This is a genomic window from Frigoribacterium sp. 9N (assembly GCF_902506305.1).
GTDB lineage: Bacteria > Actinomycetota > Actinomycetes > Actinomycetales > Microbacteriaceae > Frigoribacterium.
Genome location: NZ_LR733392.1, coordinates 534,377 through 548,603, shown reverse-complemented (window position 1 = coordinate 548,603; position 14,227 = coordinate 534,377). Strand labels below are relative to the sequence as shown.

The 14,227-nt window shown below is 71.6% G+C and carries 17 protein-coding genes; 9 read left to right on the top strand and 8 right to left on the bottom strand.

Annotated features, from left to right (window positions below):
- Positions 1 to 18 precede the first annotated feature (18 nt).
- From ARTHRO9V_RS05690 to ARTHRO9V_RS15985, 4 genes are all read right to left on the bottom strand, one after another.
- Positions 19 to 285 carry a glutaredoxin family protein gene (locus ARTHRO9V_RS05690; RefSeq protein WP_159826058.1) on the bottom strand — a complete coding sequence of 89 codons (267 nt, stop codon included), beginning with the start codon at positions 283 to 285 and terminating at the stop codon, positions 19 to 21.
- A 90-nt stretch (positions 286 to 375) separates the two neighbouring features.
- Complete coding sequence (locus ARTHRO9V_RS05685) at positions 376 to 474, bottom strand: 30S ribosomal protein bS22 (protein ID WP_003792170.1); 99 nt, start codon at positions 472 to 474, stop codon at positions 376 to 378.
- A 107-nt stretch (positions 475 to 581) separates the two neighbouring features.
- Positions 582 to 776 carry a helix-turn-helix domain-containing protein gene (locus tag ARTHRO9V_RS05680; RefSeq protein WP_043593002.1) on the bottom strand — a complete coding sequence of 65 codons (195 nt, stop codon included), beginning with the start codon at positions 774 to 776 and terminating at the stop codon, positions 582 to 584.
- A gap of 113 nt (positions 777 to 889) precedes the next feature.
- On the bottom strand, positions 890 to 1,426 hold the full coding sequence (locus ARTHRO9V_RS15985) for a helix-turn-helix transcriptional regulator (RefSeq protein WP_082460318.1): 537 nt from the start codon (positions 1,424 to 1,426) through the stop codon (positions 890 to 892).
- A gap of 36 nt (positions 1,427 to 1,462) precedes the next feature.
- Here ARTHRO9V_RS15985 and ARTHRO9V_RS05670 point away from each other — a divergent pair, with 36 nt between their 5' ends.
- Both ARTHRO9V_RS05670 and ARTHRO9V_RS05665 read left to right on the top strand, forming a co-directional pair.
- The gene (locus tag ARTHRO9V_RS05670) at positions 1,463 to 2,911 is read left to right on the top strand and encodes a TrkH family potassium uptake protein (RefSeq protein ID WP_370516184.1); all 1,449 of its coding nucleotides are present in this window, start codon (positions 1,463 to 1,465) and stop codon (positions 2,909 to 2,911) included.
- Entirely contained in the window at positions 2,904 to 3,575 is a 672-nt protein-coding gene (locus tag ARTHRO9V_RS05665; protein WP_043593005.1) for a TrkA family potassium uptake protein, read from the top strand. The genes ARTHRO9V_RS05670 and ARTHRO9V_RS05665 overlap by 8 nt, the downstream gene beginning before the upstream one ends.
- A gap of 6 nt (positions 3,576 to 3,581) precedes the next feature.
- On the opposite strand, the gene proC is transcribed toward ARTHRO9V_RS05665, so the two are convergent.
- Positions 3,582 to 4,433, bottom strand: a complete 852-nt coding sequence (gene proC, locus ARTHRO9V_RS05660; protein ID WP_159826056.1) for a pyrroline-5-carboxylate reductase — start codon at positions 4,431 to 4,433, stop codon at positions 3,582 to 3,584.
- A gap of 46 nt (positions 4,434 to 4,479) precedes the next feature.
- Between proC and ARTHRO9V_RS05655 the strand changes: the two genes are divergently transcribed.
- Complete coding sequence (locus ARTHRO9V_RS05655; protein ID WP_159826054.1) at positions 4,480 to 5,442, top strand: cation diffusion facilitator family transporter; 963 nt, start codon at positions 4,480 to 4,482, stop codon at positions 5,440 to 5,442.
- A gap of 39 nt (positions 5,443 to 5,481) precedes the next feature.
- Here ARTHRO9V_RS05655 and ARTHRO9V_RS05650 read toward each other — a convergent pair whose 3' ends face one another.
- A complete protein-coding gene (locus tag ARTHRO9V_RS05650) occupies positions 5,482 to 5,928 on the bottom strand; it encodes a nucleoside deaminase (protein ID WP_159828494.1) in 447 nt (148 codons plus the stop codon).
- A gap of 93 nt (positions 5,929 to 6,021) precedes the next feature.
- Here ARTHRO9V_RS05650 and upp point away from each other — a divergent pair, with 93 nt between their 5' ends.
- The 5 genes from upp to ARTHRO9V_RS05625 all read left to right on the top strand — a co-directional run bounded on the left by upp (position 6,022) and on the right by ARTHRO9V_RS05625 (position 11,516).
- Positions 6,022 to 6,654, top strand: coding sequence for a uracil phosphoribosyltransferase (upp, locus tag ARTHRO9V_RS05645; RefSeq protein ID WP_043593011.1), 633 nt, complete (start codon positions 6,022 to 6,024; stop codon positions 6,652 to 6,654).
- A gap of 499 nt (positions 6,655 to 7,153) precedes the next feature.
- Entirely contained in the window at positions 7,154 to 7,930 is a 777-nt protein-coding gene (locus ARTHRO9V_RS05640; RefSeq protein WP_159826052.1) for a winged helix-turn-helix domain-containing protein, read from the top strand.
- A 312-nt stretch (positions 7,931 to 8,242) separates the two neighbouring features.
- Positions 8,243 to 8,695, top strand: coding sequence for a MarR family winged helix-turn-helix transcriptional regulator (locus ARTHRO9V_RS05635; RefSeq protein WP_056046607.1), 453 nt, complete (start codon positions 8,243 to 8,245; stop codon positions 8,693 to 8,695).
- A complete protein-coding gene (locus ARTHRO9V_RS05630) occupies positions 8,692 to 10,065 on the top strand; it encodes a deoxyribodipyrimidine photo-lyase (protein WP_159826050.1) in 1,374 nt (457 codons plus the stop codon). Before ARTHRO9V_RS05635 ends, ARTHRO9V_RS05630 begins: the two co-directional genes overlap by 4 nt.
- Positions 10,066 to 10,091: 26 nt before the next feature.
- Positions 10,092 to 11,516 (top strand): serine hydrolase, encoded by a 1,425-nt coding sequence (locus ARTHRO9V_RS05625; RefSeq protein ID WP_159826048.1) that lies wholly within the window; start codon positions 10,092 to 10,094, stop codon positions 11,514 to 11,516.
- A gap of 121 nt (positions 11,517 to 11,637) precedes the next feature.
- Here the strand turns inward: ARTHRO9V_RS05625 and ARTHRO9V_RS05620 are convergent, their stop codons facing one another.
- Positions 11,638 to 12,570, bottom strand: a complete 933-nt coding sequence (locus ARTHRO9V_RS05620) for a carbohydrate kinase family protein (protein ID WP_159826046.1) — start codon at positions 12,568 to 12,570, stop codon at positions 11,638 to 11,640.
- 117 nt (positions 12,571 to 12,687) lie between these two features.
- A complete protein-coding gene (locus ARTHRO9V_RS15765; RefSeq protein WP_159826044.1) occupies positions 12,688 to 13,137 on the bottom strand; it encodes a DoxX family protein in 450 nt (149 codons plus the stop codon).
- 277 nt (positions 13,138 to 13,414) lie between these two features.
- Between ARTHRO9V_RS15765 and ARTHRO9V_RS05610 the strand changes: the two genes are divergently transcribed.
- Positions 13,415 to 14,200 carry an NAD(P)-dependent oxidoreductase gene (locus ARTHRO9V_RS05610; protein WP_159826042.1) on the top strand — a complete coding sequence of 262 codons (786 nt, stop codon included), beginning with the start codon at positions 13,415 to 13,417 and terminating at the stop codon, positions 14,198 to 14,200.
- Positions 14,201 to 14,227 lie beyond the last annotated feature (27 nt).

The following is a 14,227-nucleotide window of genomic DNA, read 5'->3' as shown; positions in this document are numbered from 1 at the left end:
GTGCGCCGTCGGCCGTCCTCAGCGGACGGCCGCGCGGAGCGCCGTCCGGAGCCGCTCGGGCTCGACTCGCCAGATGGTGTGCACGCGACCGTCGATCAGGACGACCGGGATCTCTTCGGCGTACTCGGCGGTGAGCTCGGCGTCGTCGAGGATGTTCTGCTCGTCGACGGCCACGCCGGCATCGACGAACTCGGCTTCGGCCAGCACGCCGTGCACCGCGGAACGGGCGTCGTCGCACAGGTGGCAGCCCGGCTTGGTCAGGAGGGTGATTCGCGGTTCGGCCATGCCCTCAAGGGTAGCGAGGGCCGGATGGCGCCCGGTCACGACGAAGGCCCCCGGCGACCGGTGGTCGGCGGGGGCCTTCGCGTCGAGCGACTACTTCTTGTTGCGACGCTGGTGACGAGTCTTGCGAAGCAGCTTGCGGTGCTTCTTCTTCGCCATGCGCTTGCGACGCTTCTTGATGACAGAACCCATAGAGGACCTCACTGATTTCTGGATTGGACCGACCGGGTCCGAAACAGAACCGCGGAAAAATGCCTCGGGTCAGTCTACTAGGACGGCCCGAGAAAGTCGAAGTGGGCCTACCCGACGTCGGCGATGCCGATTCGCAGCACGGCCGCGACGGCCGATTCCGGCACGCGGAAGGACCGCCCGAAGCGGATCGCCGGCAGCTCGCCCGAGTGGACCATGCGGTAGACCGTCATCTTCGACACGCGCATCATGTCGGCCACCTCGGCGACCGTGAGGAACCGCACATCCGACAGATCCTGCGACATGACCCTGCCTCGTCTCGGGCCCCGGGCGGGGCTGTGGAGCAGACGGGTGTTCCCCATGTGCCTGGGGGCAACTCTAGGGGCGCGTGTGACTCGGTGTAAAGGCGCCCGGGCCGCTACTGGCCGGTGCGTCCCCACCGCTTGCGGACGGGGTCGATGACGCGCTCGTCCAGGGCCCCGAGCGCGCTCTGGGCGTCGTGCAGGGCCGAGGAGGCGCGGTGCTGGGCCCCGGCCGCGTAGCGACCCAGCGTGCTCCCGACGTCCTCGGCGTCGGGCAGGTTCTCGGCCGCCCGCCGGAGCGGGGCGGGGACGGAGGCCCCGGCCCAGGCGGCGAAGGGCGTGCTGGCCAACGCCTCGGAGGTCAGCGAGTCGGCACTGACGAACGGGATCAACCAGTCCTCGACCACCTCGAGCGGCCCCGACTCGAGCGAGTAGTAGCGGTGCTGCCCTTCTTCGCGGACGCGCACCAGACCGGCCTCGCGCAGCACCCGGAGGTGCTTCGAGACGGTCGGCTGGCTGACGCCGAGGGACGTGACCATCTCGCCCACGCTGATGTCGGCATTGGCGGAGTCGGTCGACAGCGAGGCGTCGAGCAGCACCTTCAAGAGGTCTCGGCGGGTGGCGTCGGCGATCACGGCGAAGATGTCCGGCATGCGACCAGCGTAGTGACCCGGGATAGCATGACCGTCGTGACTCGCGCCCCCGTCGCCGGTCGACGCCGCCCCTCGGACCCCGGCCGCTCGCCCTGGCGCAGACTCAGCGACGCGATCGACGACATCGGTCGCAAGTCGCCCGCGCGCTTCGCCATCCTGATCTTCACCGGCCTCATCGTCGTCTTCACCCTGCTGTTCTCGCTGCCGATCGCGTCGGCCGACCGGACGATCACCCCGCTGGCCGACTCCGTGTTCACGGCCGTCTCGGTCATCTGCGTGACCGGCCTCGCGACGGTCGACATGGCCACCCACTGGTCCCTGTTCGGCCACGTCGTCATCTTCGTCGGCGTGCAGATCGGGGCGATCGGCGTGCTCACGCTCGCGTCGATCATGGGCCTCGTCGTCTCGCGCAAGCTCGGCCTCCGCGCCCGGCTGATGGCCGCCGGCGACCAGAACCCGCTGCGGGTGCACGCCGGCCCGGTGCCCGAGGGGCAGGCCGTGCGACTCGGCGAGATCGGTGGGCTGCTGACGACGGTGGCCCTCAGCTCGTTCGTGATCCAGCTCGTCATCGCAGTGCTGATGATCCCCCGCATGCTGATCGACGGCATCCCCGTCGGCGACGCGGTGCTCGACAGCTTCTACTACTCGGCGATGGCCTTCACGAACACCGGGTTCACGCCCAATGCCGAGGGTCTGGCCGCGTTCGAGAACGACTACTGGTTCCTCAGCCTGATCATGGTCGGGGTCTTCCTCGGCAGCATCGGGTTCCCGGTGATCTACGCCCTGGCCCGGAACCCCCGCAACCCCCGGCGCTGGTCCGTCCACGTCAAGCTGACCCTGCTGACGACGGCGATCCTCATCGTGTTCGGCATGGTGCTCTACATCGTCCTCGAGTTCGACAACCCGAAGACGTTCGGCGGCATCGAGGCCGGCCCGACGGTGTTCCAGTCCCTGTTCCTCAGCATGATGACGAGGTCGGGCGGTTTCTCGACCATCCAGATCTCCGACCTGAACGGTTCGTCGCTCCTCGTCACCGACATGCTGATGTTCATCGGCGGCGGCTCGGCGTCGACCGCCGGAGGCATCAAGGTCACGACGCTCGCGGTGCTGTTCCTGGCGGCCTTCGCGGAGGCGCGCGGCCAGCGGTCGATGGAGGCGTTCGGCCGCCGCATCCCCAGCGACGTCCTGCGCCTGGCCGTCAGCGTCGTCCTCTGGGGCGCCACGATCGTCGCCGTGTCGAGCATCCTGATCATGCACATCACGAAGGAGCCCCTCGACCACGTGCTGTTCGAGTCCATCTCGGCGTTCGCCACCTCGGGGCTCAGCACCGGCCTGACCGACCGCCTGCCGGACTCGGCGAAGTACATCCTGGCGGTCACGATGTGGATGGGCCGCGTTGGTACAGTGACACTCTCCGTCGCCCTGGCCGCCAGCCAACGACGCCAGCTGTTCACCCGAGCCGAGGAGCGACCGATCGTTGGTTGACAAGATCAAGCACGACGCCCCGGTGCTCGTCATCGGCCTCGGACGCTTCGGCGCCGCGACCGCCGGACAGCTAGAACGGCAGGACCGTGACGTGCTCGCCGTCGACACCGACGCCGGGCTCGTGCAGAAATGGGCCGACCGCGTGACGCACGCGGTGCAGGCCGACGCCCGGAGCATCGACGCCCTCAAGCAGATCGGCGCGCAGGACTTCTCGATCGCGGTCGTCGCCGTCGGCTCGTCCATCGAGGCCAGCGTGCTCATCACGGCCAACCTGGTCGACCTGAAGGTGCCGCAGATCTGGGCGAAGGCGATCAGCCAGTCGCACGGCAAGATCCTCGCCCGCATCGGCGCAAACCACGTCATCTACCCCGAGCGCGAGGCCGGCGAGCGCGTCGCGCACCTCGTCTCGGGCCGGATGCTCGACTACATCGAGTTCGACGACGCCTTCGCCATCGTCAAGATGTATCCGCCGAAGCCCGTCCGCGGTGCCTCGTTGGCCGCGTCGAACATCCGCAAGAAGTACGGCATCACGATCGTCGGCGTCAAGAGCCCCGGTGGCGCGTTCGTCGAGGCGACCCCCGAGACGGTCATCAGCAACCACGACCTGATCATCGTGTCGGGCGACAGCCGCGCCATCGAGCGCTTCGCCGCCCTCGAGGGCTGATCGCCCTCAGCGCCCTTCGGCGATCTCGCGGTTGCGGGCCAGGGCGGCCTGGGTCGCCCGCTCGAACAGCTCGAGCAGACCACCGTCGGCGAGTTCGGCCACGGCGCGCTCGGTCGTTCCGCCAGGGCTCGTGACACGGCGACGGAGTTCGGCCGGTGCGGCGTCGGCCGGCAGGACGTCGCTTCTCGCGAGCAGCTCGCTCGCGCCACGGAACGTGCCCTGCACCAGGGTGGCGGCCTGCGCGCGGGTGAAGCCCAACGCGACCGCCGCCTCCTGCAGTTGCTCGACGAGGTAGAAGACGTACGCGGGGCCCGAACCCGAGATCGTGCTGAGCGCGTCGATCTGCGCCTCGGGGACGACCACGACGTCGCCGACGACGGCGAAGAGCGACCGGGCCAGGGCCAGGTCGGCATCGGTCGAGCGTGACCCGGCGCTCAGGCCGGTCACCCCCAGACCGACGTGCGACGGCGTGTTCGGCATCGAGCGCAGCACCGACACGGACTCGGGCAGCGCCGCCTCCATCGTGGCCGTCGTCACGCCGGCGGCCAGGCTCACGACGACGGCGCCCGCGTCGAGCACGGGACCGATCTCGTGCAGCAGGTCGACCACCATGTGCGGCTTCACGCCGATCAGCACCAGCCGCGCACCGACGACCGCGGAGGAGTTGGCGCTCGGGTCGGTCTCGGTGGCGAGGGAGGTGACCCCGCCGTGCCGCAGCGCGCGGGCCTTGACCTCGGTGCGGTTCGTCACCCGCACGCCCCCGTCGACGGACACCTCGGGGCGCAGCAGGCCCTGCAGGATCGCGCCGCCCATCGAGCCGGCTCCGAGAATCGCTGTGGTGGGGAGGGTGGTGACCATCCGGCCATCCTAGGATCGACCAGGACCACACGAGGGGATCGAACCGATGAGCAGTCACGGCGGCAACAAGGCGATCATCGCCGCACTCAGCGCGAACCTGGGCATCGCGGTGACGAAGTTCATCGCCTGGGCGTTCTCGGGGTCGTCGTCCATGCTCGCCGAGGGCGTCCACTCCCTGGCGGACTCGGGCAACCAGCTCCTGCTGCTGCTCGGTGGCCGCAAGGCGAAGAAGGCCGCCGACGCCGACCACCCCTTCGGCCACGGGCGCGAACGCTACGTCTATGCGTTCGTCGTCTCGATCATCCTGTTCAGCGTCGGTGGCGTGTTCTCGCTCTACGAGGGCGTCGAGAAGCTGCGCGAGCCGCACCCCCTCGAGGTGCCCTGGCTGCCCGTCCTCGTGCTCGCCATCTCACTCGCCCTCGAAGGGTTCTCGCTGCGCACCGCGATCCGCGAGTCCCGCCCGAGCAAGGGTCAGCAGAGCTGGGTCGCGTTCGTGCGCCGGGCCAAGGCCCCCGAGCTGCCGGTCGTGCTGCTCGAGGACGCCGCCGCGCTGCTCGGCCTGTCGTTCGCCATGATCGGCGTCGTGCTCACCTGGATCACCGGTGACGGCGTCTTCGACGCGATCGGCACCCTGGCGATCGGCGTGCTGCTCGTCGCGGTGGCCGTGATCCTCGGCATCGAGACGAAGAGCCTGCTCGTCGGCGAGGGCGCCTCGGCCGACGACGTCCAGAAGATCCGCGCCGCGATCACGGGCGGGCCCGAGGTCGAGTCGATCATCCACATGAAGACCCTCTACCTCGGTCCCGACGAGCTGCTCGTCGGCGTCAAGGTCGCGATGCCCGGCCGCACGGTGCTGGCCGACGTCGCGAGCGCCATCAACGCCGTCGAGTCGCGCATCCGCGAGGCCGTGCCGATCGCCCGCGTCATCTACGTCGAACCCGACGTCTGGGTCAAGCCGGGCCAGGTCGACCCGCCGACCGACGCGATCGTCATCCGCGCGGCCGACTGACCCGAGGAGGCGCGGATCGGCCCTCGGGGTCGGCCCGCCTCAGTGCCCCTCGGCGACGCGCCGCGCGGCGAAGAAGTCGTCCAGCCGAGCCCGGCACTCGGCCTCGCGCACGCCGGCGTACACCTCGGCGCGGTGCGGGAGCCTGCGGTCGCGGACGATGTCGTAGACGCTGCCCGCGCCTCCTGCCTTGTCGTCCCAGGCCCCGTAGACGAGCCGCGGGACCCGGGCGGCGAGCAGGGCCCCGGCGCACATGGGGCACGGTTCGAGGGTGACCACGAGCGTCGTGCCGGTGAGGTGCCAGTCGCCGGTGTGCGCCGCGGCGGCCCGCAGCGCGATCACCTCGGCGTGGGCGGTCGGGTCCTGCCGCAACTCGCGTTCGTTGCGGCCGGTCGCGATGACCAGGCCGTCGGCGTCGACCACCACGGCACCGACCGGCACGTCGGCCGAGACGTGGCACGCGTCGGCCTCGGCGAGGGCGAGCGACATCCAGTCGTCGAACTCAGGCGGGACGGCGATCACGGGGCCTCTGCGGGGTCGGGACGGCTCACGGAACCGGTCGACTCCGCTACCGTTGAGCCTATGCGAGTGCACGTAGCGGACCACCCCCTGATCACCCACAAGCTGACCGTGCTCCGCGACAAGAGCACACCCTCCCCCACCTTCCGGGCGCTGACCGAAGAACTCGTCACGCTGCTGGCCTACGAGGCCACGCGCGACGTCCGCACCAGCCCCGTCGACATCGAGACCCCGGTCGGTCCGACCACGGGTCTCGAGATCAGCCAGCCGCGTCCGCTCGTCGTGCCGATCCTGCGCGCCGGCCTCGGCATGCTCGAGGGCATGACCAAGCTCGTCCCCACGGCCGAGGTCGGATTCCTCGGCATGGTGCGCGACGAAGAGACCCTCCAGCCCACGACCTACGCCGAGCGTCTGCCCGACGACCTCTCGAACCGTCAGTGCTTCGTGCTCGACCCGATGCTCGCCACCGGCGGTTCGCTCATCGCGGCGATCGACTACCTGCTCGACCGCGGCGCCGTCGACGTCACGGCGGTCTGCATCCTGGCCGCGCCCGAGGGCCTCGCCGCCGTCGAGAAGGCGATGGAGGGCCGCGACGTCCACGTCGTGCTGGGCGCCGTCGACGAGAAGCTCAACGAGCAGGGCTACATCGTGCCGGGCCTCGGCGACGCGGGCGACCGCCTCTACGGGCTCGCCTGACCCCCGTCGCCCCGACGCCCCGGACCGCGCCTCCTCGACCGCAGGAGGCGCGGTCCGGCGTTTCCGGGCCGCTCACGGTGCCGGAACGCGAACGTCGCTTGACATCGCGACGCGGGGTGTAACAAGATCAACCCCATGACTAACAGTGTGCTCACCCCGACCTCTCGTGAGGCCCTCGGGAGCACCGGCATGATGATGCCGATGCACGCTGTCATGTGTCGAATGTGTGCCTGATCCGGTCACACACCTCGCCGAGTCGAAGCTGCTGACACCGCCAGCTGAGCTCGTGACCCCACCCGGTCACTGAGCCACCGACTCCAGGATGCCCCGCGTCGCCACCCTCGACGCGCATCCCGAACGGTGCATCGCACCGACTGCTCGTGACGTACGGCACCATCGCCGGCGGGATCGAGCACCGACACACATCGAGCAGTCCCTCCGCACCCGGCGACCCGTCGGCCCGAGGGACCGCCGCCGTCACGCAAGGACCCCGCCTGTCATGTCCCTCATCCTCGACCGCCCCGTCACCGCCACCCGCACCGTCTCGCCCGCCCGTTCCGCCGCCCCGACGCCCCTCCGCGAGGTCGCGCCCGCCCTCTCGGCCGCCCCCAGCGACGCGTCCGTCGTCGCGAGTTCCGTTGCTCCCGCGGCACCTCGACCCCGCGCCGTGCCCGAGGGCACCGAGGCCCGCGGCTTCGTCCTCTACGTCGGGCTCGACGAGCTCAAGGCCGCCGCCGACGGCACCTCGCTCGGCGACGTCGTCTCGCAGATCAAGGAACTCGTCGGACGGATCGCCCCGTCGGCCGAGACGCACGCCGCCGTGGCCCTCGCCCCCGAGGGGGCCGGCGGCCGAGACGTCGAGGTCGTCCGCCTGGCCCTGCAGGACCCGGCCGCCCTGGCGAAGCGCCGGCAGGTCACCGAGGACGACGAGCCCGGTGCCCGCGGCGGCGTCGTCGTCGACATCTCGCGCAAGCGCCTGCTGCTGGACGGCGACGTGGCTCCCCTGACCTACAAGGAGTTCGAGCTGCTGCAGTACCTCGTCCTGCGCGAGGGCCGCACCATCGAACGAGCAGAGCTGATCTCGAGCCTCTGGGCCGACGGCGACGACGAGGTGCCGAACGAACGCACCATCGACGTGCACGTCCGTCGACTGCGGTCGAAACTCGGCGCCTTCGAGGACATCGTCCGCACCGTCCGCGGGGTCGGCTACCGGTTCGACCGCCACGCGGACGTCTCGATCCGTCACGCGTCGACCCCGTCGCCCGACGTGTTCTGAACCCCGTCCGACACACGCGCCGGCCGCGGCGACGGCTCGGTGCGAGTTCCCAGGAATTCCTCGGGTCCACCCCTGGACCACCGTTACCGATCCGTTATAGATTGTGTCTCGCCGACGTCGTTTGCTGTGGCGGCCGAGGCGGAATGTGATTGCAGGACACTCCTGGTGCAAGGGAAGAGGGCCGGTCGCCATCGGGCGACCGGCCCTCTGTCGTGTACCCCCGGGTACACGCTCGCTCGTCGCCGCCCCCGCGCGTCGGCCCGAGGTCGGTGGCCTTTCGTAGACTCGACCTCGACGAACGTGAGGGACGACATGAGCGAGACATCGATGGCCGTGGGGGCCTGGGAAGCCCTGTTCCGGGCCCAGGTCAGCGTCATGCGTGAACTGACCGAGTGCTTCCCGACCCACGAGATCTCGTTCAACGAGTACGACGTGTTGTTCAACTTGTCCAACCAGCCCGATCGGCGGGCCCGCATCCGCGACCTGACCCGCCACCTGTTGCTGACGCAGCCGAGCATCAGCCGTCTCGTCGACCGACTGGCGTCGAAGGGCATCGTCGAGAAGGCCTCCGACCCCGGCGACGGCCGGGGCATCATCGTGACCATGACGGACGAGGGCTACGACCTCTACCGGCGCACGGCGGTCAGCCACGCCGAGGCCATCCGTCGTCGCGTGGGCGGAGCACTCGACGACGACGAACTGGCCTCGCTCGCCGATCTGTGCACCAAGCTGCGGCTCGGCACGCCGGTCGGGACGAACGCATGACCTCCCCTTCCATCGTCTGGTTGCGCGACGACCTGCGCCTCGCCGACAACCCCGCCCTCGTGGCCGCCGTCGAGCGCGGCGAACCGGTCGTCGTCCTCTTCCTGCTCGACGACGAGACCGACGGCCTGCGCCCCCTCGGCGGGGCCTCACGCTGGTGGCTGCACCACAGCCTCGCCGCCCTCGCCGAATCGCTGCAGGCCGTCGGTGGGCGACTCACGCTGCGCCGGGGCCCGCAAGCCCGCGAACTCCCCCGTCTCGTCGACGAGGTGGGCGCGGGCGCCGTCTTCTGGAACCGCCGGTACGGCCTGGCCGCCCGCGACGCCGACGCCGGGCTCAAGTCGTCGCTGCGCGAGCGTGGGCTCGACGTTCGCAGCTTCCAGGCGAACCTCATGTTCGAACCGTGGACCATCCAGACCGGGCAGGGCCAGCCGTTCAAGGTCTTCACGCCGTTCTGGCGCGCCTGCCTCGACCGGCCCGAACCCCGCCACCCCGAGGCGGCACCCGACGAGCTGCACGTCCCCCACGCGACGCCCGACAGCGACGACCTCGACTCGTGGGCGCTGCTGCCCACGACCCCCGACTGGTCGGCCGGCCTGCGCGACGCCTGGACCCCGGGCGAGGCGTCGGCCCTCGACACCCTCGAACGTTTCGCCACCGGCCACCTGGCCGACTACGGCCTGCGCGACGAGCCGGCCCAAGAGGCGACGAGCCACCTCTCGCCGCACCTCCGCTTCGGCGAGGTCAGCCCGTTCCAGGTCTGGCACCGCATGCGCGGCAACCTGGCACCCGACGCCCGAGAACAGGCCTCGGGCTTCCTGCGCGAACTCGTGTGGCGCGAGTTCAACCACACCGTCCTCTTCGCGAACCCGCACCTCGCCACGAAGAACTACCGGCCAGAGTTCGACGACTTCCCGTGGCACGAACTCGAACCCGGCGAACTCGAGGCGTGGCAGCAGGGCACGACCGGCATCCCGCTGGTCGACGCGGGCATGCGAGAGCTGTGGACGACCGGGTACATGCACAACCGGGTTCGCATGGTCACGGCGAGCTTCTTGGTCAAGAACCTGCTGGCCGACTGGCGGGTGGGCGAGCAGTGGTTCTGGGACACCCTGGTCGACGCGGACGAGGCGAACAACCCCGCGAACTGGCAGTGGACGGCCGGCTCGGGTGCGGACGCGGCCCCGTACTTCCGAGTGTTCAACCCCGTCCTGCAGGCCGACAAGTTCGACAAGCACCGCGACTACGTGCGGCGCTGGGTCCCCGAGGTCGACACCGACTCGTACCCCGAGCCCATGGTCGACCTCAAGGCCTCCCGCCGGGCCGCGCTCGACGCCTACGAAGCCATGCGCCGCACCACGCGCACCGAATGACCCCGCCCCTCGAGAGGATCGCCTCCGTGACGACGTCATCACGACCCGACCGCACCGAACCACCCACGGGGATCGACGCCGTGTTCGCCGCACGCGCTCCCGAGCGGCGCGGCCCGAGCGCCGTGTGGGCGACCTTCGACCGTTCGGGCGTCACGCACGACGGCTCCTACGGCCAGGTCGCCCCCGGCACCGCGCCCGGCGTCGACACGGCGTACCGCATCGCCTCGTGCACGAAGAGCTTCACCGCCACCGCCCTGCTCGCCCAGCGCGACGCCGGGCTCGTGTCCCTCGACGCACCGATCACCGACTTCGTGCCCGCCTTCGCCGACGTGGCCCTGCCCACCGCCGACTCCCCCGTGCCGACCCTGCGCATGCTCCTGACCATGTCGGCCGGCTTCCCCACGGACGATCCGTGGGGCGACCGGCAAGAATCCCTCACCGACGACGGACTCGACGCCCTGCTGCGGGCCGGGCTCAGCTTCGACAGCGTGCCGGGCACCACCTTTGCCTACTCCAACCTCGGCTTCGCCCTCGTGGGCCGGGCGATCGCGGCCGTCGCCGGCAAGCCCTACCGTGAGGTCGTCGAGTCGACGATCCTCGAACCGCTCGGCCTGACGGCCACCGGCTTCGAGGCGACCGTGCGGGCGATGGGCGGCGTCGCGATCGGCCATCGCCGCACCTCCGACGGGGGTGACCCCCTGCCGTTCTCAGGCCCGGGCGCGTTCTCACCGATCGGCGGCCTGTTCAGCACCGTGACCGACCTGGCGCGCTGGGCGCGCTGGCTGGGTTCCGCCTTCGACCCCGAGGGCCGCGGCGACCTCGACGGCATCCTCTCGCGCGCCTCCCGACGCGAGATGCAGCAGGTGCAGCGTTTCGTCCCCGCCCGGGTCGGGCACCCCGGCGGCTACGGGTTCGGTCTATTCGTCGAGCACTATCCCGACCACGGCCCCGTCGTGTCGCACAGTGGGGGCTACCCCGGGTTCTCGGCCCACATGCGCTGGCAGACCGCGACCGGCCTCGGCGCGGTCGGGTTCGAGAACGCGACCTACTCGAAGGTCTCCGAGCCGATCGGGCTCGCGCTCGACGGCCTGATGGCCGAGCGTCCCGACGCCCGCGTCGTCGTGCGGCCGTGGCCCGAGACGTCGGCGGCCCGCGAGGCGGTCGAGGCCGTCGTCCTCGGCGGCGCCGTGCCCGACGGGTTGTTCAGCGAGAACGTCGAGGCGGACCTGCCGCTCGACCGACGCCGCGCCTCCTGGGCCGCCGCCGTCGAGTCCGTGGGCGGTTGGGACGACGACGGCGAGGCATCGCCGCCCGACGAGTCGTCCGCTCCCTCGCACCTGGTGTGGCGACGACGGGGAGCCCGGGGCGTCGTCCGGTTCGAGATCCGGCTCACCCCCGAGCGTCCGCCCCGGGTCCAGACCGTGCTGGTGAGCGCCGAGAGCGCACGGTAGCCGAGGGCTCGCCGGGACAGGCGTCGTCAGTCGGGCAAGGCGTCGTCACGCGGGCCAGGCGTCGTCAGGCGGGCCCGACGCGGTCACGCGGGCCCGACACTGTCAGGCGGGCCCGACGCGGTCACGCGGGCGGCCGACCTCCGGCGACCCCGGCGGCACGGGCGGCGGCACGGGCTCCACTCCGACCCGCGACCCCGAGGCTGCCCGTCGTCGCCCACGCGGCGATGAACCCGGCCGAGAACGCGTCCACGAGGCCCACCGAGTCGACCCAGCGCGAGACGACCCCGTCGACCACGACCGGTTGCTGCCCCCGCGAGACCACGACGGCACCCCCGTCGTCGGCGACGAGCGCGACCACGCCGACCTGCTCGGCGAGCGCCGTCGCCGACGCGACCGGGTCGTCCAACCCGGTGAGCTCGCGGGCGGTCTCGTCCGACGGGAAGAACAGGTCGGCTCCGTGGACGGCCGCGAGGAACGCCGACGCTCCGAAGCGGCGGACGATCGAGGCGCTGCCCGGGGCGACCGAGACGAGCGCACCCGCCTCCCGAGCCCGTCCCACGAGGCGTCGGAGGGCGACGGGGCTGCGGGACTGGGCGACGGTGTAGCCCGTGAAGTGCACGAGACCGGCCCCGGCGACCAGGTCGTCGGGGACGTCGTCGGGGCTCAGCGAGGCACCGGCCCCCTGATCGGTGAACATGATGCGCGACGAGCCGTCGACGGTGATGACGACCGTGCCCGTCGGGTCGTGGGCGTCGTAGGACAGACGGGCCACGACCCCCGCGTTGGCGAGCAGTTGCGCGTGGCGTTGCAGGTCGGCCGTGCCGACCCGACCGACGAACGAGACCTCGACCCCCAACGACCCGAGCCACGCCGCCGTGTTCGCCGCCGAACCCCCGGCCCGGTGCCGGATGGTGGCGGCCGTCTCGGTCCCGGTGCCGTCCTCCGCCCGGGGGGTGACGATGATGTCGTCGAGGACGTCCCCGAAGACGAGGACGGGCGACCCGGCGAGGGGTCGGCCGCCGGAGCGGCGGAAGCGGTCGCTGGCGGGGATCATCGGCATCCAGCCGACCACGGATCGGGGGCCGGGACGGGACGAGGAGGCGCAAATCACCCTCGCGGGTGCGTCACGTTCACCCGTCCCGGCCTCGCGCCCGACCCGCTCGGCCCCGACTCAGACGGTGGCGGGCAGCGGGGCCGGGGCCTCGCGACGGGCGCGCCGGCCCCGGACGACCAGGGCGTCGAGGGCGAAGCGGCCCGGCCCCGTGAGCACGACCGCGACGGAGACGACCGCCAGGACGAGGACGTACTCGAACCCACCCGTCGTCGAGTAGAAGCCGTTCGGCAGGTGGACGGCGACCAGGGCGACGACCGCCGTCACCGCCAGGAGCGCGGCGGCGACACGGGTGGCGACGCCGACCACGAGCGCGACGCCACCGGCGAGCTCGGTGACGGCCGCGACCGGGGCGGCGACCTCGGCGAGCGGGATGCCCATGCCCCCGAAGGCGCCCTGCGTCGCGGCGAGGCCGTCGACGGCGACCTTCTGCCAGCCATGGGCGACGAACACGACCCCGAGGACGACGCGGACGAGGAGGAGGCCGAGGGACGAGAGAGCTGACGACACGAGGTGCCTTTCGGTCGGGGACGGGGTCGTGGCACGTCGTCGGGCCCCCCGCCACGGTAGGAGGTGACGCGTCACCGACCGGGGTCGTGGAGATCCCTGCCAGGCCTTCGCCAGAGCCTTGTCAGGCTCGGGTGGGGCATCCGGGGGACGCGGGGACGCGTCGCGAGGGCGCTTCGGCGGACGCGTGGCGTGCCCCGCGAGCGCTGTCGGTGGTCCGGGGCAGGATCGGGGCAGGACCACGGGCGGGCCGACGAGCCCCCGACGAGAGGCGGCACACATGGCGACCATCGCGATCACGGGAGGCTCGGGCCGCATCGCGACCTGGGTCCGCCCTCTTCTGCTCGAGGCCGGCCACGACCTGCGGCTGCTCGACGTGGTCACGCCACCCGGCGACCTCCGACGACGAGAGACCTTCGAGCACGTCGGCGTGACCGATCTCGACTCCCTCACCGTGGCGTTCGCCGGGGCCGACCTGGTCGTCCACCTCGCGTCGCACGCCAGCGAACGCACGTGGCACGAGATCCGCGACCTCAACGTCGAGAGCGCCTACGTGGCGCACGAGGCCGCCCGTCGGGCCGGCGTGACCCGGCTGCTCGCGGCCAGCTCGGTGCACGCCGTCGGGTTCGAACCGGGCTCGAGCGCCGCCGACCACGACGTGCCGGCCCCCCGGCCCGACACCTTCTACGGCGTCAGCAAGGTGCTGCTCGAGGCGGTCGGCAGCCTGTACGCCGACCGCTTCGGTTCGACCGTCGTGTCGGCGCGCATCATGACGGCCGAGGTCGAGCCGCACGACGTCCGCAGCCTCGGCACCTGGCTGTCCCCGGCCGACGCGACCCGGCTGATCCTGGCCACCCTGACGACCGCACCGGCCGGGCACCACGTCGTCTGGGGCGTCAGTCGCAACACCCGTCGCGTCGTGTCGCTCGCGGCGGGCGAGGCCATCGGCTACCACCCCGAGGACGACGCCGAGGCGTTCGCCGACCGCTTCGCCGGTCAGGTCCTGCCCCCCGACGCACCCGTCGGCGGGGACTTCACGACCATGCCGTTGGGCGAGACCCGGTGACCCGCCCGAAGGCGGCATCCGGTCACG